Source organism: Candidatus Saccharibacteria bacterium oral taxon 488, assembly GCA_013099195.1.
Lineage (GTDB): Bacteria > Patescibacteriota > Saccharimonadia > Saccharimonadales > Saccharimonadaceae > Nanosynbacter.
The window spans coordinates 777,076-801,556 of sequence record CP039999.1 but is presented as its reverse complement, the minus strand read 5'-3'; the positions used below and the strand labels follow the sequence as shown (position 1 = coordinate 801,556).

Here is a 24,481-nt window from a genome sequence, read left to right as displayed (position 1 = left end):
GATGAACGGCTACAACGATAACATACATCAACAACAAATTGACAAACTCCAGCAGCTCTTCCCCGAGGTAGTCACCGAAGGCAAGATCGACTGGCAGAAGCTCCAGGCGACCCTGGGCGAGGCGGTTGATTTGGGTGAGCGCTACGGGCTCGGCTGGAAGGGTAAGAGCGACGTCTTCACCACTATCCAGGAGAAGACCGTCCAGACGCTCCACCCCGACCGGGCGAATTCTGTCGATTGGGATACGACGGGCAATATGTTTATCGAGGGCGACAATCTGGCGGCGCTGAAGATCTTGCACAAGGCGTATTACGGCAAGGTTAAGATGATCTATATCGATCCGCCCTACAACACTGGCAATGATTTCATCTACAATGACGACTTCAAGCAGACACGCCGTAGCTACGAGGCAGAGGCGGGCATCACTGATGATGAGGGTAACGTTGTGCGGGATGACGGTCTGCGTACCAATACCGGCGGGCATAAGCACAGCAACTGGCTGAATATGATGTATCCACGCCTCTTCCTGGCACGTAACCTGCTCCGCCAAGACGGCGTCATCTTCGTCTCGATCGACGACAACGAAGTCCACAACCTCCGTCTGGTGATGAATGAGATATTCGGGGAGGAGAATTTTGTAGCGCAGTTGATTTGGAGAAAAAAGGGAACTTCAACGAATGTTTCAGGGTCGCAAATAAGTGCACTGACTGAATATATGCTGGTTTATGCAAGAAGTGAAGTAGCAAAGCTTAATCAGCGCATATTCTCAAAAGACAACAGAAGTTATCCGTATAGTGATGACGAGGGTAGTTATAGAACGGCCATAATAGAGAAGAAAAGTACCGGTGGTTACGACCGTGAGACTATGAAGTTTGAAATTCTAGGACAAACACCCCGCCCAGGCAAGAGGTGGCAGATTGGTGAAGCGAAAGCGCGTGAGCTTGAATCGAACCATAGGTTTATACTTAAAGATGGAATAATAAAACTAAAGATATATTCCCACGAAGATACGGACACTTCATCGGCCAATCCGAATTTACTTCTGGACCACGGATCAACCCAGTCGGGACAGGCTGAAGTAGATAATATTATGGATGGTTCATTTTTCGATAACCCAAAACCAGTCTCTTTGATAAATCACTTATTAAAACTATCAACATCGAGTAAAAACAACGATATCATCCTCGACTTTTTCTCTGGCTCGGGTACAACCGCTCATGCTGTTGCTGAGCTTAACGCCGAAGACGGTGGCAATCGTCGTTGGATTTGTGTGCAGCTGCCTGAGCTGACTGACGAGAAGTCGGAGGCGTATAAAGCTGGCTACCGCACCATCGCAGACATTGCTCGTGAGCGCATCCGTCGGGCGGGCGCCAAGATCAGTACTGACCAGGCGGACAAGCTCGCCTCTCGTGACACTCCGCTTGACCTTGGCTTTCGGGCATATCGGGTGGATGATAGCAACTTCAAGCAGTGGAACGAGCTAGTTTCTGACCCAGAGGAGATTCGCCAGCAGGCACTTGCTAACCTTGACCCGCTAGAGGAGGGTACAACTGATGATGACCTGCTGACCGAGCTCCTGCTCAAGCGAGGCATCTCACCATTGGCGAAGATTGAGCAGCACGATAACTTCTGCTTTATCCCTTCCGAGAAGCTGGCTATTTGTTTGGCGCACTCCATAACAGAGGAGCTATTTACAGCCATCCTCGCCACCAAACCTTCATCCATCATCCTCCTCGACCGATCCTTCGGTGACGACATAAATCTAAAAGTAAACCTGCTCTTGCAAGCCGAACGGCAAGGTGTTGAGGTGGAGGTGGTGTGATGAATACACGTGACTACGGCAAAAAATTGAATGAGGTTTTGATGGTGTCTCGAGCAAAGATAGATGTCATTCAGAAAGCTCACGATGATATAAAAATATAAAAGTCCAAATTGAAGAGTATCTAAAGCAAACTACCGAACTCAACAATAAAATTACAGACGAGGAAACAGGCCTTCAGGCGATATTGGAGTCCGCACAAGAATTGGAAGGTAATATTAGTGCATCAAAAGTGAACGCCGATGCACAACTTCAAAAAATCACTGAATCCCTAAATAGTGTTCGGTCGAGCATTGAAGAAATGGAGACCGCATATACTGAGTTTACCGAACTCAACAATAAAATTACAGACGAGGAAACAGGCCTTCAGGCGATATTGGAGTCCGCACAAGAATTGGAAGGTAATATTAGTGCATCAAAAGTGAACGCCGATGCACAACTTCAAAAAATCACTGAATCCCTAAATAGTGTTCGGTCGAGCATTGAAGAAATGGAGACCGCATATACTGAGTTTACCGAACTCAACAATAAAATTACAGACGAGGAAACAGGCCTTCAGGCGATATTGGATCAAGCAACTAAATTAAAATCCGACATTGTCGCTGTTAAATCTAATGCAGAAACTGTGTACAAAGAAATTCGTATTTTTCGTGATAATGCAGCCGAATACATCAAGGAGATTGAGAATTTTAAAGGCAATGCGGACAATACAACTCAAAAAATCCAGAATAAATATGATGAAAGTGCTGAGCTTGAAAAGAAAATACAAGAAATATTTGACATAGGAACTAAAGGTGCGCATGCCAACTACTTTGTTGAGAGGCGTAATCAGATTAGAAAGATGTTTGTAGTATGGATGATAATATCTTCGATATCCCTTATAGCGACTGTAATTTTAGCTGTATGCTTCATTGTGCCAATGGGATACAACATGAAACATTCTCTTGATGTAAACCTAAGTGCGCTTTTGTTGCGTTTCAGTATATTGACACCTACAACCTTCGCTTTTATATATTCGTTGAATCAATACTCTCAGGAAAGGCGTTTGTATGAGAAATACGCATTCAAAGCTATAAGCACCTACTCTATCGAGACATCGCTAAATACTCTTCTACGTTCTACTGAAGGATTATCTGACCAAAATAGAGATAAAAAGATTACCGATTTTGCAATTTGTACATTTAACTCTATATATCAAGAGCCAATAGAGACTAAAAAGGAGCGATGGTCTTTCGGTGTAGGTAATAAAATATTGAAATTAACGGCCGAAACAAACCAAACCGTAGGAAAGATTCACCAAGAGGTTGATAACTTAAAAGATCTTGCAAAACAGGAAATAGGTGAATAGGATGAAGTTGTTTATTGTAAATGGAGATAGTTGTTCAGTTGTCCGGAAAAACCAGGCAACTAACGAAATAGTCAGTTGTTCGGAAATTACGAATAGCTATGTAGAAAATTCGGGATTTCCGAATTCTGTGGAAGTGGTGTTATGATTGAATCTAACAAAAAGAGAAACAACCTAAAGCCATATACCTATCACCGTTTCATTGATGAGGCGGGCGACATGACGTTTTTCTTGAAGGGGAAAGCACCAGCTCCTTTGGGTAGCAACGGTATTTCTAGAACATTTATATTAGGTATGGCGCATATCAAACAAGATTTAGAGCAGGTGTGTGGTTTTATTAGGGTATTTTGCAAAGAAATAGAGAGTGATCCGTATTTTAACGAAATACCTAGCGTGAAAAAGCGCATAGATCAAGGCGGTTTTTATTTGCACGCCAAGGATGATCCGCCAGAGCTTCGGTATAAGTTCCTTATGTTCTTGCTTGAGAGTATAGATTTCTCTGTACAGATGGTGGTGGGGCGTAAACGGCTTACGAGGTTTGTCAATAAACACCACTCTCAGGAAAGAGAATTTTATGCTGACTTGCTTTCTCATCTGTTGAAAGATAAGGGAAATTACGAAAAGTTAGTTATTAACATTGCGGAGCGTGGAAGTAGTACGAAAAATAATAATCTAGAAATTGCTCTATCGCAGGCGCATGAACGTCATGCAAAGACACGTCGATATAAGTACAGGGCCGATATAAAATTTAATGTCCAGAGGTATAGTAGTGAGCCAGTGCTGGCAATAACAGATTATATTTTATGGACGGTGCAGCGAGTTTTTGAAAAAGGAGAAACGCGTTTTTATGATGCTGTGAAAGATAGAATCCCGTTAATTTTGGATTTGTATGACACGACAAAATATGAGAACTATCAGAATTATTATGGACCGAAAAACCCTCTTACAAAGCAGAACAGGGTGGTTAATAATGACTAGGTGCTCTGTATTTCAAAAAGACCCATATCATTCTGAGAAGGATACCCTTCGATGGCGTGAAGCCAACTTTCAAATGATACAGGTCTTCGTGAAACAAAATTGTCCCTATGTAAATTATACTTTGAAGAATTGTTTATTGTCAAACATATGTAATATTCTTAATTCAAAAGGGTTATTTATTGATGAAACTAAAATTTGACTCTAATCAGCAGTATCAACTCGACGCCATCCAGGCGGTGGTGGATATTTTCGCTGGGCAATCGAAAGGTGGTGACGGTGCGAATTACCATATAGATCAGGGTAGACAGACAAGCTTCGAAGCGACGATTTCTAGGGGAAATAGTTTGGTGTTGGATGCAACGCAGATCGCCGAAAATATGCATAAAGTCCAAGATAGGAATGGTATCGAGAAAAGCGAGACTAAAGAAGGTGGCTTTAGCATTCCGGCGACTTTTCCGCCAGAAATCGGCGAAAAATCTCTGAAACACGGCATGAACTTCTCCATCGAGATGGAGACCGGCACGGGCAAAACGTATGTGTACTTGCGGACGATTCATGAGCTACACCAGCATTATGGTTGGAAGAAGTTTATAATCGTGGTGCCGAGCGTGGCGATTCGTGAAGGCGTGCTGAAGAATTTAGCGATTACCAGGGAGCACTTCGCCGATCTCTACAACAAGCCAGAGATGGACTACTACGTCTGGGACAGCAAGAAGACCGGTCAGGCTCGTGAGTTTGCGACGAACGATACCTTGCAGATCATGGTGATTACTATTGATAGCTTCGCCAAGGCGCAGAATGTGATGAATCGGCAGAGCGATTATGGTCGGCCGCTCGACTTTATCAAAGCCACCCACCCGGTAGTTATTCTCGACGAACCGCAGAATATGGAGACTGACATACGACGGAATGCTATTACTAGCCTTAATCCGCTGTGCACGTTGCGCTACAGTGCTACTCACAAGCACTTATATAATTTGCTATATCGGCTGACTCCGGTCGATGCCTATGATAAAGGCTTGGTCAAAAAGATCGAGGTGCATAGTGTCCAGAGTGAGGATAATTATAATGATGCGTATATCAATGTATTGTCGCTAGAGCGCCAGTCGAAGACTCGTTCGTTTGCTAAAATTGAAGTAGATGCGAGTGATGAGTATGGCTTGCAGCGCAAGATCATCAAGGCTTTTCCGGGCGATGACTTAGAGGCGAAGACGGGGCGTTCAGCCTATGCCGGCTACTATGTCGAGTCGATCAATCACGGCGATGATTGCGTCGAATTCAGTAATGGTAAGGTAGTTTATGTTGGTCAGCGTGATGAAAGCCTGCATGATGATATTATCAAGCGGCAGATTGAACTGACAATTGATGATCATTTTGATAAACAGCGTCGACTGGGTAGTAGTGTCAAAGTGCTGAGCCTATTCTTTATTGATAAAGTCATGAACTATCGTGAATATACGACGAATGGTGTCAGTAAGGGTAAATTTGCCAAATGGTTTGAGGAGGCGTACGCCAAGGTGGCGTCTAAACCAAAATATGCTGGCGTCATGGATGGTTTGTCGGCGAGTGAGGTGCACGATGGCTATTTTGCGGCGGATAAGAATGGCCAATGGAAAGATTCTCGTGACACCAAGGGTGAGGGTGGACGGACGAAGGACGATGATACAGCATATACCTTAATCATGAAGGATAAAGAAAGACTGCTGGATATAAATGAGCCGCTACGGTTTATCTTTAGCCACTCCGCACTACGCGAGGGCTGGGATAATCCTAATGTATTTCAGATCTGCACGCTTAACGAAACGTCGAGTCAGATGAAAAAGCGCCAAGAAATCGGGCGAGGACTGCGTCTGCCGGTTAATATTGATGGGCAACGAGTGTATGATGATAGCGTCAACATACTAACGGTAGTAGCTAACGAAAGTTATGCAGAGTTTAGTCGCAAGCTTCAGACGGAGATTGAGGAAGAGGCCGGCATTCGCTTCGGTGGACGAATCAAAAATCGTGATGATCGGCGACCTGTTAGGTTTCAGAAATCACGGGCGCTTGACCCAGCATTTGAGGAGCTATGGGATAAGATTAAGCATAAAACGACTTATCGGGTGGCGATTGATACAGACAAGTTAGTGACGGAGGCGGCCAGTGAATTAGCGCAGGTCACTATTAGTAAACCCAATATCGCTGAGACAAAAACACTGATTGATTCCATGGGTAATGATAATGGCTTTATGGTGCGCGAGACTGGTTTCAACACGTATGCGGTGCGCCAAGCTGAGGTAAAGATGCCGAATTTATTAGCGGATATTCAGCGTCAGACACAAATGACTCGCCGGGTGATATTTGAAGTGCTTGATCAAGCGGGGATGTTTGCGCAGGTAGCTATTAATCCACAGCAGGTGATTGATGAAACAGCTCGGGCGATTAATCGGGTGAAGCAGCGTTTGGTAGTTGATGGCGTTAAATATCACAGGACAGGCGAGTATTATGACATGACGTTGTTTGAGAATGGTGAGCTACAGGCATACTTGTATGATGCGGCGATGAAGAGCGGGGCAATTGCAGTGGGAGACCAGGCAAAAACCATCTACGATTACGTGGCGGTTGATTCAGAAGTTGAGCGAGAATTCATGCAGTCGCTAGAGGATAATGCTGACGTTAAGTTTTATATCAAGCTACCGGGTTGGTTTAAGATTGATACGCCAGTCGGCAAGTATAATCCAGATTGGGCAGTGGCGTTTGATGGTGATGAGCGGATTTACTTTGTGGCCGAGACGAAGGGGTCGGATGATATTAACGATAATCACTTGAGCGCTAATGAACGAGGTAAAATTACTGCGGCCCGCCAGCATTTTGCGGAAATTGATGTACCATACGTGGCGCCAGTGAGGATTTTGCGGCAAGCGTTGACTATGGTCAGAGATATCTAATGCTGAGAATGTCTATTGTTGTTTATTTGATGGCTCTACAACAAACCCGCTTCGCCGATACATATAATCACCAACCGTCAATCCTTTGCGAGGGAATGTCTCGGCTAATTCTCGTCGTTCAATATATGTCTTTGTAACTTCGACGATCCATGAGCGACCAGATTTTTCAACCAGATAGTAGCGTCTATCGCCTTTAAGTTGTCCAATGGCCTCGCCGGAAAAAGCCACATCAAGCGTTCCAGCTCCTACGAAAAAGTCGATGATTTTTTGCCACCACGTTAGTCGTCGGTGGCGATTTAGCGATTCAATGTGATCGGCGTCGGCAAATTTGTCTGCAACTGCCAGATCGGATGCTGAATATCCTTTCGTATCTGTCGGGTAGGCATCAAGATCAAGTGGTTCGCGTATGGCCGAAGCTAATCCTGCTCGTGTGTAGTCGAGCAGCTCGTCTACGCTAGTGTTAAATAATTTTGCTAATGCTTGCATATTGTCTATGTCTGGAAAGCCCGCACCTCGTTCCCATTTAGCAACTGCTTGTCGCGTAACGTTGAGTCGATCGGCTAGTTGCTCTTGTGACCAATCGGCTTGTTGACGTAATTGTTTAAGTTTTTTTGCAAAAATCATTTGGTGCCCTTTCATTTATTTTCTAATAGCATAGCGTAATTTTAGTGTCTTGGCGAGCAACTTTGCGTTACCTATTGCATCATGGGGTAATACAATACGCAAAGTTTGTCATAGGGAGGTATAATAGGACTAAAGGAAAGGTAATATGATAAAGCCGGTAGGATATTAACCATGAAAATCTCCGTCCACCTCAAGCCCAACTCTCGTCACCGCGAAGAAGTCGTGGTTGGTGATGATGGTTCGCTGACTATTTACACCAAGGCGCCAGCCATTGAAGGGCGGGCGAATCTGGCGGCGGTAAAATTACTGGCGAAGCATTTTGGTGTGGCGTCGTCAAAGGTAAAATTAGTGCGCGGCGCAACTTCGAAATATAAGGTTTTTGAGGTAGATAAGGCATAATAGCCGCTGCAACGAGCAGCCGTAACACCCAGCTATAATTTTCTACGGATATCCAGCTCCCGGTGTGGTATTGCCAAGTAGCCCCCGCACCGTCACAAACGAATACCCCTGCTGTTTCAGCGCGCTAAGGATACACGGCACGGCACCGACTGACGTTTGGTGAATGTCGTGCATCAAGATGATAGCTCCAGGGTGGGCGCCAGCGACGGCGCGCGAACAGACGATGTTGCTATTGCGATCAGCCCAGTCGCGGGTGTCGACCGACCATAAGATTGACGACATACCGCGCAGGCGAAGCTGCTCCAAGACGACGCTGTTGACCGCACCATAAGGCGGGCGCATAACAGTTGGTGTGACGCCGGTGGCTTGCTTAATGGCGTCGTTGGTGCGGTCGATTTCGCTGGCAATTTGGTTAACTGGTAGCTTGGGTAACTCTGGGTGCGACCACGAATGATTACCCAGTTGGTGGCCGCGCGAGTGCATGCGCCGCAGCACATCGGCTTGCGCGGAGACTTTGCTGCCGATCAAGAAAAATGTCGCTTTAGCGCCATGCTGATCCAAGATGTCCAGTAGGTGTGCGGTGTATGGTCCCGGCCCGTCGTCAAACGTCAAGGCGATCACTTTACCTGGGTTTGCGGCTGTCGGTGCGGCAGGCGCTGGCTTTGGCTCGGGCGGCTTGGGGATGTTAGCCAGCTTCCGGGCTGTCGGATTTTGCAGATATTTGGCAACGGCGGCGATCGGCACTTTGATCGTCATTTCGCCGTAGGCTGACGGTAAGAGCGAAGCCTGTCCAATTGGCCAAGCCAAGGTGTTACCATCATCAGTGATGGTGAAGTTCGACAACGCCTCCTTGGTGATCATCTCATCAAGATTTGCTTCTGGTTGGTGGCGCTGTTTGATGGTTTGCGCGACGTCGTGCCGGGCAGCTGCCACGATTGCCTTGATGGCTTCCTCCGATTTTTCAGTCAAATTATCCAAGCCAATCACCTCGCCAGACTTCTTGTCAAACGTCCAAAAATGCGTTAGTGACACCGGATGCGCGCCGTGCATGTCTTGTTTAATATTGACGATCATCGACAGAGCGGTCGAATTATTATGCGTAACTTGATAACTAATCGTCTCTGTCATTGGCCGGTCGAATGTCGGAGCGTTAGTGGCGGTGTGGCGGAAATCACCGTCAGCACGGTCGATTACTCGGGCGATGAGTTTGTTGATTTTGGAATTGCTGGTGATTGGATATTCAATTGAAACTTTCTCGTGTTTGGTGTCGCGCGTTACGAACTTGGAGCGGATGCCAGCATAGCGTGAGTCGGTGAAGTAATATTTTTCATCTTCCAGAACGGTTGGGCGCTGGACGGGTGGTTGTATGGATTGGAGATAAAATAACGCCGCCATGGCGACTACCGCCAACAAAAGTAGTATGGCGAATAAGACACCGCTTAGTTTTGATGTGCTTTGGGGAGCTGTGCTGGTTTTTGGCTCACGACGAGGCTGAGTTGACGGTCGTTCTTTTGATAATTTTTGAGATTTCGTTTGCGTTTTTTTGGCAGACATTAGTTCACTCCGCCAGCTTTCAAAATTGCTTTTAGGCCACTTTCACCACCAGCAAATCCACTGGCGACATAGTCATTGACTACCATGTATGGTAGACCGCTCACGCCAAGCGAAAGGGCTTTTTGGGTGCTGTCATCAATCTCTTTTTGGTGAGGTTTTTTGGTCATACAATCAGTAAATGTTGCCTCATCCATACCAACATGTTTGGCAGAAGCCAGGAAGTAGCCTAACGGCAGTGGTGGAATTTTTTGCGGTACGGCAACGTTTTTCACACCAATGCCTTTGTCAAAATAATCACGTTTGATGCGTGGCACGATGTCGTGTGTATATTGCCAATATTTGTCTTGGTCAGCGGCGCAAAAAGCAGCGTGAGCGCCAGTTTCTGTGTTGTCGGTAACTTCTTTGAGCAGCGTCACCACGCGGTGTTCGTAGCGAACTTTGCCTGATTTGAGATACTCATTTTTGAAGAAATCAGCGTTGGTGGCCGCTTCAACTTCGGCACAGAATGAGCAGAAATAATCAGTATAGTCAACGAATACGTGCTTGGCCTCAGTAGAGCCTTGCGACATCTTTTCGTTCCACGGCTTGCCGTCACCAATGTGGCGATTTGGCGGGCGATTGACAATACCATAAATAAATAGTGCTACAATTCCCGTGATCATAATCCCCAAGATGACCCAAATGAGTGCTATGCCGGCTGTTTTTTGTCGATTCATATGTCCCCCTGTTTTGCTAATTCGGTATACATAAAGGCGATTTGTCCAGACTTGTAGAGTGAAAAGAGGCTTAATAGCAGGGCTAGGATCAGCACGAGGGTGCTGGCGACAGTGGCGGCAGTGGCTGTGGCGGCGCCTGAGAAGAACACGGCAACGAGCGGCAGGATGAGTGACGTGCCGCAAGGAACGCAGCCCAAACCGATAGCGGCAGCCACGGAGGCCAAGCCGCTGAGTCCGACTTGTCGAGTGACCGACTGTTCATTACGCTTATTTTTCTTGACAGTGAAAATGACGACGGTAATTGACAGTCCTTGGAGGAGTGACACTATGAGCAGTAGCGCGCCGTTTAGCGAGCTGAAGCCCTGTTTGAATATATCAATGAACATGGTTCCAAAAAGGGAGATTTTGTCTAATATTGGTAGTCGCGACATCATCAGCGGGCCATAAAAATTGGCGTTGATGGCAAAGAAAATAATGAGTGCAAACAGCACGAATAAGATAATTGCCAGTAGCAAGTAGGGTGGTAAGCTGAGAATTTTACTAACCCCCAACGCGGCCGACTTGACAGAGCGCCGTTTATTATACACTCGGCAAAATTGAACCATGCATCCATTATACGTCAAAATTGCATAATAGTATGCATTCTGGTGCAGTCTACTCGCGTTTGGGTGGCGGGCTACGGAATGAGGTGGCTGTGATGGGGTAGATCGTATAGCAAGAGAGCGGGTAGTTGGTCGCCAACACAAACTATACACTGAGTGTATAAAACTCTTGCAATAACTAAACATAGGGTGTATAGTAAGAGTATGAGCGTTCAATATACCCTGTTAGGCTTTTTAGCGGAAGAGTCAAATTATGGCTATGAGTTAAAGAAAAAATATGACGGCTATTTTGGTAAGGACAAGCCAATTTTAACCGGTCAGATATATTCAACTCTGGCGCGGCTCAAACGCGACAACAAGGTCAAAGAAATTACTGATACCAGCGAATCGGGCGGGCCGGATCGGGTTCGGTATGAAATTACCGACGAGGGTAAGCAAGATTTGCAGGCTTGGCTGGAATCACCAGAGGCGCCGTCGCCGCAACTGCAAGCGACGATGTATGTCAAAGCAGTGCTAGCTATTCTGAAGGATGGCGATGCGTCACCGTATTTGGATAACCAACGGCAGGCGCACATCCAACGGATGCGTGAGCTGACAGCTCAGCGGCGTGACAGCAATTTATCGGATATGCTGCTGATCGACCACGCGCTGTATCATTTGGAGGCGGATTTACGCTGGATTGAATTAACTATTTCGCGGTTAACGCGGCTAAAGGAGGAAATTTTGCATGAGCAAACCAATAATTAGCGCTAAAAATATTACAAAGTCGTTCGGGCAAACGCAGGCGCTGCGCGGTGTTAGCTTGGATGTCGAGGCGGGCGAAGTACTGGCGATTATGGGTCCGTCGGGTTCTGGTAAGTCAACACTGCTACACAGCTTGGCAGCGATTACCAAAGTTGATGGCGGCGAGATCGACTTCGACGGCCAGCGGATTGATAAGATGGGTGACGATAAGCGTAGCATATTGCGGCGCACCAGTTTTGGTTTTGTCTTTCAGTTTGGGCAGTTGGTGCCGGAGCTGACAGCGCTGGATAATGTGGCATTGCCGCTGCTACTCAACGGCGTCAAACGCAAAGAGGCCTATCAACAGGCGAAATCATGGCTGAATAAGGTTGAGCTGGCGAGTAAAGCTGACAGTATGCTCGGTGAGTTGTCGGGCGGGCAAATGCAGCGCGTAGCGATTGCTCGGGCGATGGTGATTGAGCCAAAAGTGCTGTTTGCTGACGAGCCGACTGGCTCATTAGATAGTCTCAACTCAGAAAAGGTCATGGAGCTATTTATTAAAACTGCCAAAGACCACGGTACGACAGTTATCATGGTGACGCACGAGCCAACGATTGCCGCTTATGCTGATCGGGAAATTATTGTTCGTGATGGGCAAATTTCTGGTGCTGAGGCGGCGGTAAATCCAATGCGGGCGAGACTTAATAAAACTAATGCGAGGATTATCCGATGAGCGTTAGTTGGATGTTATTACAAAAGTCTGGCCGCCAGTCGTTCGCGCGTCTGGGCCTGACCACGGCGGCGGTGGCGCTGGGGATCGTGCTGGTGTGCTGCTTTACGGCTGGTATCAACGGGATAAAGGGGCGCGCTAGTGGGCTAGCAATTAATACGGCGGCGTATCAGGCGGCTCGCGGTGCAGCTGAACAAAAACCGATTGAGGGCGTTGAACCGCTGAAAATTGGCGGTACCTGGCGTGGCGATGCGTCGAAATGGCGCGGTCAGTCCATCCAGTCTTATTCAATGTACGGCACAGCTAAATCGCCGCAGTTTGCTAAGCTAAAAACGCCGCGTCCTGGTGAATACTACTTATCAAAAGCGTTGGCCGATGCGGTTGCTCAGCATCCAGAGGACAATATCTTGGCACGTTTTGGTAAAAATACCAAATACCTTGGCGTAATTCCTAGCGAATATGTTGCCAGCCCGGATGCATTGATGATGGTACGTGGCGCGAGCGCCGAGGAAGTGGCCGAGAGCGATGCTTTTACCAAATCTCAGGGACAGCCGTCATACTTTGCCGATGTCTATCGGACGGATACCAATGGATTGAAGTCGAACGCTGTATTTGATCCGGTAGCGATCATTGTATTTGGTGTCGGCGGGACGATCCTGCTGTTTCCAATTGTCATTTTCGTGTCAGTAGCAACGCAACTGGGCGCCGCGCAGCGTGAGAAACGCTATGCCGCCTTGCGGCTGATTGGCGCAACTAAGCAGCAAGTGGGGCTGGTGTTGATGTTAGAATCGCTATTGGCGTCGGTGGTGGGTGTACTAATTGGGCTGGGCGCGTTCTGGCTGCTGCAAGCGCCGCTACAGGCTTTCAAGATGGACGGCATGCGATTTAATCCTAGTGACTTAGCATTAACCAGTACGCAATACGCGCTGATTATCGGATTGACGCTGGGGCTGACAATGTTTGTTAACTGGCGACGGATGCGTCGAGCACAAATTTCGCCGCTGGGCGTGTCGCGTTCACTTGAAAAGGTGAAGAAGTTACGTGTTTGGCGGGCGCTGGTGCCGGCAACTGGTATCGCGATCTTTGCGTGGCTATCGTCGAAGCCAGGGTTAGACTGGCTGGCGGAGAATAAAGAATCAGCCATGCCGACGTTGCTGCTGATGGTAGCCCTGCTGCTGGTGATGTTCGGGCTGATTCTGGCTGGCGGCTGGCTGACGAATAAACTGTCGCTGTTGGCAGCGCGCTGGGCTAATAACGCTTCGATGCTGATCGCTGGTAAGCGTACGGCGGTGCATTCGCGGACAATTTTCCGCAGCATCAGCGGCGTGGTATTGGCGCTGTTTGCGGGCAGCTTTTACTTAACGGCGACCAGTGGTATTGAAGGCTTAAACGCTCAAGCTGTCAAAGATAATGGCTTTTCGCAATTAAAGCGCGGTACGGCAATTGTCATCGGTCGTTCGCTGCCAGGTGATATGGCGGAGCAACTAAAGCAAGAATCTTACATCACGTCGGTGGCGACGACCTATCCACGTAACGACGGCGACGCAATTCGCTGCCAAGATTTGGCAATGTACACCGAGCACGCGTGTCCGAATAGTGCTCAACCCGACCAATTTGCATTGCTGAATTTTGATAAGCCGGTGGTCAAAAAGGTGTCGCTGATTAATGACCGGGTTGATACGAATGGCGCTAAAGAATATTTGGTGACATTGAAATCAGACGATGACATCGAGAAGCTGCGTACCTTGGTGACGGCGAAGGCTAATCAGTACGATCTGACATATGCAGTGAGCGGTACTGATGCCAAGAAGCCGCATATCAATCCAACGATTCGCGAGTTTGCCGACTTAGCCTATGTCGGTATCGGCGTGACGCTGTTCGTGGCGGTGGCAAGCTTGATCGTCTCGACGATTGGCGGGCTGATGGAACGTCGCCGCTCGCTGTACACGCTGCGGCTGGGCGGTATGCGCCTCAGTCAGTTGAAGCGCCTGGTGATGGTTGAGTCGGTGGCGCCGCTGCTGATCACCTCGATTCTGTCGTGTAGCCTTGGCGTATGGACGGGGGCGGTGTTTACCAGCACATTCTCGACGACGCTGAAGCCAGTGTTAACACCAACGTACTTTGCCATCGTTGGTGTTGGCTTGGCGGCAGCGATTATCGGTATCTATCTAATTCTGCCGATGGTTGACAAGTTAACGCGGGCAGAGGCTAATCAAACCGAGTAGTGCGCCTCGGTCCGAGGATAATCTACCGAAAAGCGTTCCAGTTGGCGGCTGGGACGCTTTTTCTTGCGCTGCATTGATTCAGTCAAGACGAGACTTCCGGACGTTTGCAGTCAAATGCGGCTGTACGACGATGGAAGGTGTTAATCAGGGAAATAGGTGAAACTTAATTATTGTTTTTGGAACTTCATGCGGTCGTTAATCATATTCACTTTTACTGCCATGCCATCATGAATTCGCCCGTCAATCAGCTCCAGTGCTAGCGGATCAAGAATACGCTTTTGCACCAAGCGCTTGAGCGGGCGGGCGCCAAAGGCCGGGTCGTAGCCATCGCGGGCCAGCATGTCGCGGACGCTATCGTCAAATTCCAGCGTGATGTCGCGGCTGTCTTTGACTTGGCGGGCGACGCGTTTCAGCTGAACGTCGACAATCGCTCGCATTGCTTCTGGTCGAATGCGGTCAAAAATAACGATATCGTCAATGCGGTTGAGGAACTCTGGACGGAAATGTTGTCTGAGCACCTCAAGCATCTGATTATCGAGTGCCGACAGATCGTCGCCAGAAAAATCCATAATTGCTTGCGAGCCGACATTGCTGGTCATGATGATGACCGTGTTCGAAAAATCGACTGTTCGCCCCTGGCCATCGGTCAGGCGACCATCGTCGAGCACCTGGAGAAGCACGTTAAAGACATCGGGGTGGGCCTTCTCGATTTCATCAAACAGTACCACGCTGTAAGGGCGGCGGCGGACCGCTTCGGTGAGTTGGCCGCCCTGATCGTAACCGACGTAGCCTGGCGGCGAGCCAATCAGGCGGGCCACGGCGTGCCGCTCCATGTACTCACTCATATCGATGCGGATCATGGCATGTTCGTCGTCGAATAATTCGCGGCACAGACTGCGGGCTACCTCTGTTTTGCCCACACCGGTGGGGCCAAGGAAGAGGAAGGAGCCGATTGGCCGGTTGGTATCACTGAGGCCAGCGCGCGAACGGCGAATAGCACTGGCGATTGCGGCGATGGCTTTGTCTTGACCAATCACTTGGGTGCTAATATGTTCCTCTAATTTGGCTAGTTTGCTGGATTCGGTCTCAATCAGTCGCTCGACGGGGATGCCCGTCCAGCGCGCCACCACGCTGGCGATGTCATCAGGCGTGACTTCTTCGCGTAGTAAGCGGTCAGCCGGCGGGATAGCCGCCAGTTCCTGGCGAGCGGCGGCCAGCTTTTTCTCTAGCTCTGGCAGGTCGCCGTATTTGATGCGGCTAGCGGTGGCGAGATCCGCGTCGCGCTCGGCGATTTCCAGTTGTGAGCGCAAACTATCCATTTTTTCAGTGGCGGTATTGACGGTCTGGAGAATGTCTTTTTCGTGCTGCCATTTACTGTCAATCACCTCGGCCTGAGCCCGAAGGTCGGCGATTTGTTGCTTAATTTCCTCTGTGCGGGCTTTGGCGTGGTCGGATTTGTCTTTTTTCAGCGCTGCTTCTTCAATTTCCAGCTGCAAGCGGCGATTATTCAGCCGATCGAGGGCAATCGGTACGCTCTCTAGCTGCATCTTCAGGGCGCTGGTGGCTTCATCCAGGAGGTCAACGGCCTTGTCAGGCAAAAAGCGATCAGGTAGATAGCGGGTGGACAGCCGTGCCGCCGCCACGATGGCATCGTCAGAGATTTTAACGCCGTGATGGACTTCATACTTTTCCTTCAGGCCGCGCAAAATCGCCACGGTATCGTCAAAACTCGGCTCGCCGACATAGACTGGTTGAAAGCGCCGCTCCAGAGCCGCGTCTTTCTCGACATGCTGGCGATATTCCGCCAACGTCGTCGCACCGATCATGTGTAGTTTACCGCGCGCTAGGGCGGGTTTAAGCATATTGCCAGCGTCCATGCTGCCTTCGGTTTTGCCGGCGCCGACCATGGTGTGAATTTCATCAACGAACAAAATAATTTCGCCGGCGGCCTCCTCAACTTCTTTCAAAATTGCTTTGAGGCGCTCTTCAAATTGGCCGCGAAAGCTAGCGCCGGCCAGTAAACTGGAGATTTCCAAAGAGATCAGCCGCTTGTCCTTTAGCGATGCCGGTACGTCGCCCTTGACAATGCGCTGTGCCAAGGCTTCGACGATGGCGGTTTTACCGACGCCCGGTTCACCGATCAGCACCGGGTTATTTTTGGTGCGCCTGCTCAAGATTTGCATGGTGCGGCGAATTTCCTCGTCGCGCCCGATGACCGGATCAAGTTTATGTTCCCTGGCGAGTGCTGTGATATCGGTGCCGAATTTCTCCAGCGGCTGCTCAAGCTCTTCTTGCATAGTTGGTGGCATAGGTCCTCCTTTGATTTTTTGGGCTTTTCCAAGTCCGTATTTATGATACGCCGCGGCAAGAGACAGAGCGGGGATAATTGATACAATTATCATAGCAAATTAGCACTCTCAGTGCAAGAGTGCTAACTTAGTTTACCGATTGCTGAACTTGTCCTATACTGTCGGTATGAGTCGTTATATTTTGATGTCGATTCAAACTCGTTATGCCGAGAAAATTTTTCGTGGTGAAAAGCGATGGGAATTTCGTAAATCCTTGCCGCGCCACAGCAAAGACGATGAGCTAACCGTAGTCGTTTATTCGTCGGGGGGTGACCGGGCGGTTATCGGCGAATTTCGGGTTGGACGTGTCATGCGCTGCCCACTGGATGAGTTGATGCGGCTCACTGGGTATGATACGGATGAGCAAGCCGTGCAGTGGTTTTCGCGCTATTATGCGGGGCGGAAACAGTGTGGCGCGTTAGAGATACTGGCGTCGGTGCGCTACGACCAGCCAATTTCTTTATCACAGTTACGTCAGGTTCTGCCAGCATTTCGCCCGCCACAAAACTTCAGGTATATTTGGCCTGATAGCGACCTAGCAGCACAGCTTAGTGAAATGAGCGCGATATGCCCAGATATTCTTTCCAAACTTTCAAAACCTCGTCACTAAATTCCGGCAAGAGCTGCTTCTCACTAATCAATTCTTTTATAAACTCATAATATTTTTGCTCTTTAGCGTGAATATCGCCAGAAAAGAACAGACCTAAGATTTCATCGTTATGTTTCTTGTCTAATTCCTTATATTTATCTGTCGATAACCGACCTGTTATTTGCGACTGGGCTAACTGCTCGATAAACCCGCGGTAGCATTTATATGCCGACCAATGTTCCTGGCGATACTGATACTTAACATAGCGCAACGAGCCCATTAACACATCCAGATAATTGTGCTGCTCATCTGATTCTGTCCATATTTTGCCGGATTCTTTGGCGGGCTGGTCTGTGTGGTCGTTTTGGAAAATTAATGTTGAATTTGGAAATAATTTAGTTTTATCAGGTAATAAAAAGCCGATGTCAATTTTATGAAACAAGCTCATGCCGCTTAGGAAAAACGAACGAGCAACTTCGTGATTATTCTGAGCAATAGTATATGTCGCAATGATACTAAATTGATTATCAAGAGTCTTGTGCGTATAATCTTCGGCAACCTCTGGATAATTAGTTATGGCTGTAAGGTCAATGTCGGAAAATTGGTCATCATCAAATACAGCTCGCGAACCGAAAACATACAGCTCGTTAATGTATGGATTATGGTTCAGTGCTGCGAGTAGGTCTGGCGGGATGGTTACAGTGTGCATCTGATATAATAATACTAGAATCATAGCGAAAGGGGTACTTCATGAACATTCTCGTTACTGGCGGCGCTGGATATATCGGCAGCCACACTATCATTGAACTGCTGGCGTCGGGTCACGGCGTGGTGGTGGTTGATAACTTATCAAATTCATCTGCCGAGAGTTTGCGGCGGGTTGAGGAAATTACCGGCCAGTCGGTGCCGTTTTATGAGTTTGACTTACGTGATCGGACGCGGCTGGCGGAGTTATTTAAGTCTGAGGCAATTGACGCAGCGATTCATTTTGCGGGCTTGAAAGCTGTCGGCGAGTCGGTGGAAAAGGCGCTGCTCTATTATCAGAACAATTTGGAGAGCACCTTGACACTGCTGGATGTCATGCAGGAATTTGATGTGAAAAAGCTGGTCTTTTCTAGCTCGGCAACAGTGTACGGCGACCCGGCGCGGCTGCCGATTACCGAGGATATGCCGCTGTCGGCGACTAATCCGTACGGTCAGACCAAGCTGATGATCGAGCACATTCTGCGCGATGTGGCGGTAACCAAGCAGGGCTGGCAGTTTACCTCGCTGCGCTACTTCAATCCCGTCGGCGCTCATCCGAGCGGCCGCATTGGTGAAGATCCGTCGGGCATTCCGAATAATTTGCTGCCGTTTGTGTCGCAAGTGGCAGTCGGCAAGCGCGACCATTTGAGTGTGTTTGGCGACGATTATGACACACCGGATGGCACGGGTGTGCGCGATTATATTCACGTGGTTGATTTGGCGCGGGCACACGTGGCGGCGTTGGAACATTTGGGCGAGCCGGATGAATATAAGGTGTATAATATCGGTACTGGCCGCGGTACGTCGGTGTTGGAGTTGGTGAAAGCATTTGAAACAGCGTCGGGCCGGGACGTCCCATACCAAATCACGCCGCGCCGACCGGGCGACATCGCCGCGTGCTATGCTGACCCGAGTTTGGCAGGGGCAGAGCTGGGCTGGCGGGCAGAATTGACGATTGAGGATGCTTGCCGCGATGCCTGGAATTGGCAGAGCAATAATCCGAACGGTTACGAGACGTGATTCTCTTGACATACCTATTCAATCCGGCGGGGCGACTCGTCGGATTTTTATGTAGGCGAGACGTTTATTTATGAACTGCTCAAGATCCGCCGCTCGTAGTAAGTTGAGCGCTTGCTGAGTTCAGTATTGAGCTGGTCAATACCACCAAATTGTTCAACCAGTGTCTGGCGATTTGAGAACAAATTAGTACCCAGCCCCATACGGTCGCCGTCCACCGTCACGCCCAGTGCCGCCAGGGTCGACGGATACATGTCAAAGGCAGCGAATTGGCGGTTAGTGGCGCGAGTTGGCTGGACGGCGGGGTTGATGAAGGCGTTATAGACAGTTCGTTGGTAGGGAGCACCGGCAATCTTTTCTTCGTAATATGGCGTCTGCATGCCGAGGTGGTCGCCGCTAATGATGATGGTGGTATTGGCGTAAAATGGCTGTTGCTTGACCCACTCGACGAAGGACGCGATTTGTTTGGAGGCGCAGGCATGAACATTGTCGTATTTCGCCTCAAATTGCTCCTTGCAAACATCTTTATCCATCCAGCCATCGGTGAAGTGCGTGTCAACGGTCAGCATTTGCAGGTTGAATGGCTTGTCGGACTTGCTGAGACGAGTGGCCTCGTCGCGGGCAAATTGAAAAAGCTTTTTGTCTTCGTAGCCCCACCATACCTTGTAATCCTGTGGGACTAACCCATGTTTTTGGGCGTAGGTAAGATCAATAATGTGGTAATCGCCGTGTTGCTCCAGTAATTTATCGCGGCCGCCGAAGGCTTTGTTTGAGCCCATGAGGAATGATTGGTTGTAGCCAGCCTTTTCAAGCACCTGCCCGAGGGTATAAGCGCCCGGCAAGAATTTATTAAAATCACCCATACCGTTGCGGTCGCGGTCACCGAACACCCCGCCGTCTTTGAGCGGCACGCCGGCGGATTGAGCGGTCATGCCGGCTACCGTCCAAGTGGTACCGTGTGCAGGCAGGGCGCCGCCGAGACCTGAGGGTCGGTGTGAAAATGAGGTGTTAGTCAGTGCCAATTTCTCTAACTCCGGAATGACTGATTTGTCGCTCATGCCGCCATTGGCTTTGGCGGCGGGCGTATTTTCCAGCGACTCGACGTAGACATAAATTAAGTTGCGTTTGGTACTAGGAAACGTCAATTTGACGCCGCGCGGATCGACATAATGCTGATCATAGATCTTTGACGACTGGGCGAGGGCGATGACGTAGGCGGGGATGCTGAAACTTTGAACTAACAGCGCTAGGCTGATCATGAATAGGCCGCCCGCGTAATACGCTTGGTGGCGTAAGCGGAGCGGTCGTTTTTTCCAACGTAGTTTGAGGATGATTGGCAGTAGCAAAATGATGAGCAGCCCAATGACGTAGGGGATATTTTCCCAGACGGCTGAGGCAAAGCTGCTAGACTGCCCACCCGCCAGGCCGTTCTTGAAATAGAATAAAATCTCGTCAATCTTGGCGTCACGAAATTGCACAATTTTATAACGGCTAGCGACAAAGAAAACAGCGCTACATAGTAATAGCAAGACGATAGCCACGCGAATGATAATGCGGTTGTTGGCGCCGCGGCCAGACGGAGAGGTGCTCATAATGATATTATACAACGTTTGTCTGGGTACGTGGGCTGTTTGGGGGCTTATCATTTCTTTTCAAAGCGCGTATACTAAATAAGCATGAACAGAACGAAAGCGCATCATCGGGGGTTTGGTGTTAGTTGGTGGATAGGCCTGGGGCTGTTTGTGGCGTTGATTGGCTTTATGGCGTTTGACATTTTGCAGCGCGAAGGCGGGTTTGGCAAGAGTGATGACGTATTGGTGATGGGTACCAATGCCGGGTTCAAGCCGTTTGAGTACAAGCAGGGTAATGAAGTTGTTGGTTTTGATGTTGATTTGGCGAAGGAAATTGCCCGCAGTATGAACAAGAAGCTAAAGATTGAAGACATGTCGTTTGACGGATTGCTGCCAGCATTGGAATCAGGGCAAATTGACATGGCGGTGGCTGGTATGTCGGTGACGCCAGAGCGCGCCAAAAATGCGCTGTTTTCCGAGCCGTATTATTCCGCCTCGCAGCGGATTATTGTCAAAAAGGGTAGCCCCATTCGCAATAGGTATCAGCTGACGGGCAAGAAGATTGGTGTGCAGTTGGGTACGACGGGTGATACGCTGGCCAGGAAGATTGTCGGCGCTAAGGTGTCGCAATTTCCAACCGCACCAAGTGTATTGACGGAGTTAAATGCTGGTGGCGTCGAGGCGGTTATTTTGGATGATGCGCCGGCTGCTCAGTACACGGCGGGCTTTCCGAACTTAGAGATTTTGCCGGGTGAGTTATCAAGCGAGCACTATGCGATTGCCATCAAAAATAATAATCACGACTTGCTGGAAAAAATTAACCGAGTGTTGGCGGAGATGAAAAAGGACGGCCGATATGACAATCTCGTCCGCAAGCATTTTGGTGTCGCAGCACTTGAGTCGATGAAGAAAAAGGAGCTTGAATCGTGAATTTCCTGGAAGTAATCTTCGGCGATGGTCGATGGCTGTATTTGTGGCACGGTCTAGAGGTAACCTTGGTGCTAACAGTCCTATCATTACTCCTCGGTACAATCATTGGCCTCGTGGTAGCGCTGCTTCGTACCTCGACGATCAAACCGCTCAACTGGATTGGCAAGATTTATGTCGACATCATTCGGGGCACGCCGCTTCTGGTTCAGCTGTTGATTATGTACTACGTCGTCTTTGGCTCGTACCAGTTTATGCCGAAGATTTTTGTGGCAGCCATTGCCTTTGGTATCAATAGTGGTGCGTACATTGGCGAGATCATCCGCGGTGGTATCGAAAGTGTCGACAAGGGGCAAATGGAAGCAGCTCGTTCGCTGGGCTTTAGCCGCTGGCAGGCCATGCGTCTGGTGATTTTGCCACAAGCGCTCAAAAATTCGTTGCCGGCGCTGATTAGCGAATTCATCGCTCTGTTGAAAGAAACTTCAGTCGTCGGCTGGATTGGGCTGAATGACATCATGCGCGGCGCCGATAATATTCGTTTTCAAACCGCTACGGCGTTTCAGTCCTTGTTTGCTGCAGCGGTGATGTACTTGGCGTTGACCGCCATATTTACCCGTGTGATGACCCGAGTAGAGAGGAGACTAAAAGATGGCAGTGAATAAGGTGAAGGAAGTGGCGCAACCGAGCATTGAGCACCCAGCAATTATCACGGTGGCTAACCTCAAAAAACAGTTTGGTAGTAACCGCGTGCTCAGGGATATTGATGTTGAAATTTATGAAGGCGAAGTGGTGGTGGTTGTTGGTTCGAGTGGCTCAGGCAAATCAACCTTTTTGCGCTGCTTGAATTTACTGGAGATGCCGACCGGTGGGCGCATTATCATCGACGGCGTGGAAACAACAGCGCCGAAAGTCGATCTGAACGCTTTGCGCCAAAAAGTTGGCATGGTGTTTCAATCGTTCAATCTGTTCCCAAACTTGAGCGTGCTGGATAACATCAAACTAGCGCCGCGGAAACTGCGCAAATTGTCTGACCGGGCGGCGACGCGCCTGGCAAAGAAATTGCTCGCGGACGTGGGGCTGGCGGACAAAGCCGGGGCCTTTCCTTCGCAGCTCTCAGGCGGACAAAAGCAGCGCGTGGCCATCGCGAGAGCCCTCGCTATGGAGCCGGACATCATGTTGTTTGATGAGCCAACCTCGGCGCTTGATCCAGAGATGATCGGCGAAGTGTTGGATGTGATTCGTGAGGTTGCCGCCAAAGGTATGACCATGGTCATCGTCACGCATGAAATGAAGTTTGCGCGCGAAGTGGCTACGCGGATGATTTTCCTGGACAAGGGTGAGATCATCGAAAATGGGCCGCCAGAACAGGTGATGGATCATCCGGTGACCGAGCGAGCACGGAAGTTTTTTGGTGTCAAAGGGAAATGAGGGAGGTCCAGATGAAACATACCAAGCTAGCCAAACGCCAGAACAAACGGCTGTGTTTGGCCATCGGTTTTGTTGGTATTATTGCTATCGTCATATGCGGTTGGTATATGTGGTCGCACCCGCAGACACCTCCGTCACCGCAGTCCTCAGACGCCGCTCGCTTCAAGACCGCTTACTCCCGGGTGGCTGATGACAATCGCTTCGTCTTTGCTGCGGCTGGCGAGGTTTTGGAGAAATTTGAATCAGGTAGCGGCTTGATTTTCCTTGGTTTTCAGCAGTGCCCGTGGTGTCAGCGGCTGGCACCGATTGTCGATGAAGCCGCTAAGGCCGAAAGGTTAGACAAGATTTACTATCTCGACATTCGCCATGCCCGCGAAACCAATGATGCTACCTACAAAAAATTGGTTGAGAAACTAAAGCCGCATCTTCGCACCGACGAGAACGGACAACCGCGAGTGTATGTTCCTGATGTGACGGCACTAAAAGACGGCCGTGTCGTCGGTCATTTCCTCCAAGAAACTACCGCTGACGGCGAAAAGGCTACGCCTGATACTTATTGGACAAGGGAACGCCGTGCTCGGGCGGTTGAGCAGCTGAGGCAGATGATTCGGGCCATGCGGTAGTATGTATAGCTATTTTCAAAATAATAATTTTATGTTATAACACAAATATGGATACCGAGCGTGGAGCAGCATGTCGCCTTCTGGTCGAGACAACTAGAAGGCCGTCTTTGCCTGACATGTCAGAGCAAGTTGATCATATGTCCAGGGAGTTTTATCCAGAGCTTGATTTAGGCAATAAACCATTGCTGTATGTTACACCGAACTTTCCCCCTGTCACTACAGCTGAGCCACACAGAGATTTATCACGTGAAGGCTCGTCTCGTAACGGAGCATTTACTGTAGATGTGAAAACAGTTAGTGGCTCCAAGGAAGAGTTTGCTATTAAGCGGCTTCCGTTGACAACTGCTCTTGCCGAGGTCGCCATGACCCAGTATGTTAGTACGCAGGGACTGGCCCCCTTCTCAGTTCAAGCACTTATGATAGCAGGGAAGCCCAGTGGTTCCAAGTACCGTTCGGCATGGATCATGACTCGATTCGATAAAAGCGGTCAACTTTGAGGGTCTTGCATGGCGTGAAATGAGCTCAGAGAATATCAAACAGCATTTAATGGATGCTCTTTTGGCATTATCTGCGTTGCATAAAATACATATTG

The 24,481-nt window shown here is 49.0% G+C and carries 22 protein-coding genes; 15 read left to right on the top strand and 7 right to left on the bottom strand.

All coding sequences use genetic code 11. The annotated features are described in order from the left end of the window. Nucleotide 1 precedes the first annotated feature (1 nt). The 4 genes from FBF28_04270 (at nucleotide 2) to FBF28_04255 (ending at nucleotide 7,069) form a co-directional block, all read left to right on the top strand. Entirely contained in the window at nucleotides 2–1,822 is a 1,821-nt protein-coding gene (locus FBF28_04270) for a site-specific DNA-methyltransferase (GenBank protein QJU08741.1), read from the top strand. A gap of 184 nt (nucleotides 1,823–2,006) precedes the next feature. Further along, on the top strand, nucleotides 2,007–3,167 hold the full coding sequence (locus tag FBF28_04265; GenBank protein QJU08740.1) for a hypothetical protein: 1,161 nt from the start codon (nucleotides 2,007–2,009) through the stop codon (nucleotides 3,165–3,167). A 141-nt stretch (nucleotides 3,168–3,308) separates the two neighbouring features. After that, nucleotides 3,309–4,142: a hypothetical protein gene (locus tag FBF28_04260; protein QJU08739.1), complete on the top strand. Its 834-nt coding sequence runs from the start codon at nucleotides 3,309–3,311 to the stop codon at nucleotides 4,140–4,142. 182 nt (nucleotides 4,143–4,324) lie between these two features. Beyond that, a complete protein-coding gene (locus FBF28_04255) occupies nucleotides 4,325–7,069 on the top strand; it encodes a DEAD/DEAH box helicase (protein ID QJU08738.1) in 2,745 nt (914 codons plus the stop codon). Nucleotides 7,070–7,081: 12 nt separating this feature from the next. Here the strand turns inward: FBF28_04255 and FBF28_04250 are convergent, their stop codons facing one another. Further along, complete coding sequence (locus tag FBF28_04250; GenBank protein ID QJU08819.1) at nucleotides 7,082–7,690, bottom strand: helix-turn-helix transcriptional regulator; 609 nt, start codon at nucleotides 7,688–7,690, stop codon at nucleotides 7,082–7,084. Between the two features lie 174 nt (nucleotides 7,691–7,864). Here FBF28_04250 and FBF28_04245 point away from each other — a divergent pair, with 174 nt between their 5' ends. Further along, a complete protein-coding gene (locus tag FBF28_04245; GenBank protein QJU08737.1) occupies nucleotides 7,865–8,092 on the top strand; it encodes a DUF167 domain-containing protein in 228 nt (75 codons plus the stop codon). A 42-nt stretch (nucleotides 8,093–8,134) separates the two neighbouring features. On the opposite strand, the gene FBF28_04240 is transcribed toward FBF28_04245, so the two are convergent. From FBF28_04240 to FBF28_04230, 3 genes are read right to left on the bottom strand one after another with little or no spacing between them, the layout of a single operon-like run. Then, complete coding sequence (locus FBF28_04240) at nucleotides 8,135–9,646, bottom strand: hypothetical protein (GenBank protein QJU08736.1); 1,512 nt, start codon at nucleotides 9,644–9,646, stop codon at nucleotides 8,135–8,137. Beyond that, the gene (locus tag FBF28_04235) at nucleotides 9,646–10,362 is read right to left on the bottom strand and encodes a hypothetical protein (GenBank protein QJU08735.1); all 717 of its coding nucleotides are present in this window, start codon (nucleotides 10,360–10,362) and stop codon (nucleotides 9,646–9,648) included. Before FBF28_04235 ends, FBF28_04240 begins: the two co-directional genes overlap by 1 nt. Continuing rightward, nucleotides 10,359–10,967 (bottom strand): hypothetical protein, encoded by a 609-nt coding sequence (locus FBF28_04230; protein ID QJU08734.1) that lies wholly within the window; start codon nucleotides 10,965–10,967, stop codon nucleotides 10,359–10,361. The genes FBF28_04235 and FBF28_04230 overlap by 4 nt, the downstream gene beginning before the upstream one ends. 201 nt (nucleotides 10,968–11,168) lie before the next feature. On the opposite strand from FBF28_04230, the gene FBF28_04225 reads away from it, so the two are divergent. From FBF28_04225 to FBF28_04215, 3 genes are read left to right on the top strand one after another with little or no spacing between them, the layout of a single operon-like run. Then, the gene (locus tag FBF28_04225) at nucleotides 11,169–11,711 is read left to right on the top strand and encodes a PadR family transcriptional regulator (protein ID QJU08733.1); all 543 of its coding nucleotides are present in this window, start codon (nucleotides 11,169–11,171) and stop codon (nucleotides 11,709–11,711) included. Further along, the gene (locus FBF28_04220) at nucleotides 11,692–12,420 is read left to right on the top strand and encodes an ABC transporter ATP-binding protein (GenBank protein QJU08732.1); all 729 of its coding nucleotides are present in this window, start codon (nucleotides 11,692–11,694) and stop codon (nucleotides 12,418–12,420) included. Before FBF28_04225 ends, FBF28_04220 begins: the two co-directional genes overlap by 20 nt. Beyond that, the gene (locus FBF28_04215) at nucleotides 12,417–14,642 is read left to right on the top strand and encodes an ABC transporter permease (protein ID QJU08731.1); all 2,226 of its coding nucleotides are present in this window, start codon (nucleotides 12,417–12,419) and stop codon (nucleotides 14,640–14,642) included. The genes FBF28_04220 and FBF28_04215 overlap by 4 nt, the downstream gene beginning before the upstream one ends. 167 nt (nucleotides 14,643–14,809) lie before the next feature. Here FBF28_04215 and FBF28_04210 read toward each other — a convergent pair whose 3' ends face one another. Further along, nucleotides 14,810–17,044 carry an AAA family ATPase gene (locus tag FBF28_04210; protein QJU08730.1) on the bottom strand — a complete coding sequence of 745 codons (2,235 nt, stop codon included), beginning with the start codon at nucleotides 17,042–17,044 and terminating at the stop codon, nucleotides 14,810–14,812. Nucleotides 17,045–17,117: 73 nt separating this feature from the next. Here FBF28_04210 and FBF28_04205 point away from each other — a divergent pair, with 73 nt between their 5' ends. Beyond that, on the top strand, nucleotides 17,118–17,600 hold the full coding sequence (locus FBF28_04205) for an ASCH domain-containing protein (GenBank protein ID QJU08729.1): 483 nt from the start codon (nucleotides 17,118–17,120) through the stop codon (nucleotides 17,598–17,600). Here FBF28_04205 and FBF28_04200 read toward each other — a convergent pair. Beyond that, on the bottom strand, nucleotides 17,539–18,288 hold the full coding sequence (locus FBF28_04200; protein QJU08728.1) for a hypothetical protein: 750 nt from the start codon (nucleotides 18,286–18,288) through the stop codon (nucleotides 17,539–17,541). The genes FBF28_04205 and FBF28_04200 overlap by 62 nt on opposite strands. Before the next feature lie 41 nt (nucleotides 18,289–18,329). Between FBF28_04200 and galE the strand changes: the two genes are divergently transcribed. After that, nucleotides 18,330–19,343, top strand: a complete 1,014-nt coding sequence (galE, locus tag FBF28_04195; GenBank protein QJU08727.1) for a UDP-glucose 4-epimerase GalE — start codon at nucleotides 18,330–18,332, stop codon at nucleotides 19,341–19,343. Nucleotides 19,344–19,411: 68 nt separating this feature from the next. Here the strand turns inward: galE and FBF28_04190 are convergent, their stop codons facing one another. Further along, entirely contained in the window at nucleotides 19,412–20,986 is a 1,575-nt protein-coding gene (locus tag FBF28_04190) for an LTA synthase family protein (protein QJU08726.1), read from the bottom strand. 30 nt (nucleotides 20,987–21,016) lie between these two features. On the opposite strand from FBF28_04190, the gene FBF28_04185 reads away from it, so the two are divergent. The 5 genes from FBF28_04185 to FBF28_04165 are packed head-to-tail and all read left to right on the top strand — an operon-like array spanning nucleotide 21,017 to nucleotide 24,386. Further along, a complete protein-coding gene (locus tag FBF28_04185) occupies nucleotides 21,017–21,841 on the top strand; it encodes a basic amino acid ABC transporter substrate-binding protein (protein ID QJU08725.1) in 825 nt (274 codons plus the stop codon). After that, nucleotides 21,835–22,500, top strand: a complete 666-nt coding sequence (locus FBF28_04180; GenBank protein ID QJU08724.1) for an amino acid ABC transporter permease — start codon at nucleotides 21,835–21,837, stop codon at nucleotides 22,498–22,500. Before FBF28_04185 ends, FBF28_04180 begins: the two co-directional genes overlap by 7 nt. Nucleotides 22,501–22,540: 40 nt before the next feature. After that, nucleotides 22,541–23,266, top strand: coding sequence for an amino acid ABC transporter ATP-binding protein (locus FBF28_04175; GenBank protein QJU08818.1), 726 nt, complete (start codon nucleotides 22,541–22,543; stop codon nucleotides 23,264–23,266). An 11-nt stretch (nucleotides 23,267–23,277) separates the two neighbouring features. Further along, complete coding sequence (locus tag FBF28_04170) at nucleotides 23,278–23,889, top strand: hypothetical protein (protein QJU08723.1); 612 nt, start codon at nucleotides 23,278–23,280, stop codon at nucleotides 23,887–23,889. Nucleotides 23,890–23,936: 47 nt separating this feature from the next. Beyond that, the gene (locus FBF28_04165) at nucleotides 23,937–24,386 is read left to right on the top strand and encodes a hypothetical protein (GenBank protein ID QJU08722.1); all 450 of its coding nucleotides are present in this window, start codon (nucleotides 23,937–23,939) and stop codon (nucleotides 24,384–24,386) included. Nucleotides 24,387–24,481: the final 95 nt, after the last annotated feature.

Coding starts and splice junctions, on each gene's coding strand:
- FBF28_04270 (QJU08741.1), top strand. CDS start 2: ATGAACGGCTACAACGATAACATACATCAACAACAAATTGACAAACTC.
- FBF28_04260 (QJU08739.1), top strand. CDS start 3,309: ATGATTGAATCTAACAAAAAGAGAAACAACCTAAAGCCATATACCTAT.
- FBF28_04255 (QJU08738.1), top strand. CDS start 4,325: ATGAAACTAAAATTTGACTCTAATCAGCAGTATCAACTCGACGCCATC.
- FBF28_04245 (QJU08737.1), top strand. CDS start 7,865: ATGAAAATCTCCGTCCACCTCAAGCCCAACTCTCGTCACCGCGAAGAA.
- FBF28_04240 (QJU08736.1), bottom strand. CDS start 9,646: ATGTCTGCCAAAAAAACGCAAACGAAATCTCAAAAATTATCAAAAGAA.
- FBF28_04235 (QJU08735.1), bottom strand. CDS start 10,362: ATGAATCGACAAAAAACAGCCGGCATAGCACTCATTTGGGTCATCTTG.
- FBF28_04230 (QJU08734.1), bottom strand. CDS start 10,967: ATGGTTCAATTTTGCCGAGTGTATAATAAACGGCGCTCTGTCAAGTCG.
- FBF28_04225 (QJU08733.1), top strand. CDS start 11,169: ATGAGCGTTCAATATACCCTGTTAGGCTTTTTAGCGGAAGAGTCAAAT.
- FBF28_04220 (QJU08732.1), top strand. CDS start 11,692: ATGAGCAAACCAATAATTAGCGCTAAAAATATTACAAAGTCGTTCGGG.
- FBF28_04215 (QJU08731.1), top strand. CDS start 12,417: ATGAGCGTTAGTTGGATGTTATTACAAAAGTCTGGCCGCCAGTCGTTC.
- FBF28_04210 (QJU08730.1), bottom strand. CDS start 17,044: ATGATAATTGTATCAATTATCCCCGCTCTGTCTCTTGCCGCGGCGTAT.
- FBF28_04205 (QJU08729.1), top strand. CDS start 17,118: ATGAGTCGTTATATTTTGATGTCGATTCAAACTCGTTATGCCGAGAAA.
- FBF28_04200 (QJU08728.1), bottom strand. CDS start 18,288: ATGCACACTGTAACCATCCCGCCAGACCTACTCGCAGCACTGAACCAT.
- galE (QJU08727.1), top strand. CDS start 18,330: ATGAACATTCTCGTTACTGGCGGCGCTGGATATATCGGCAGCCACACT.
- FBF28_04190 (QJU08726.1), bottom strand. CDS start 20,986: ATGATAAGCCCCCAAACAGCCCACGTACCCAGACAAACGTTGTATAAT.
- FBF28_04185 (QJU08725.1), top strand. CDS start 21,017: ATGAACAGAACGAAAGCGCATCATCGGGGGTTTGGTGTTAGTTGGTGG.
- FBF28_04170 (QJU08723.1), top strand. CDS start 23,278: ATGAAACATACCAAGCTAGCCAAACGCCAGAACAAACGGCTGTGTTTG.
- FBF28_04165 (QJU08722.1), top strand. CDS start 23,937: ATGGATACCGAGCGTGGAGCAGCATGTCGCCTTCTGGTCGAGACAACT.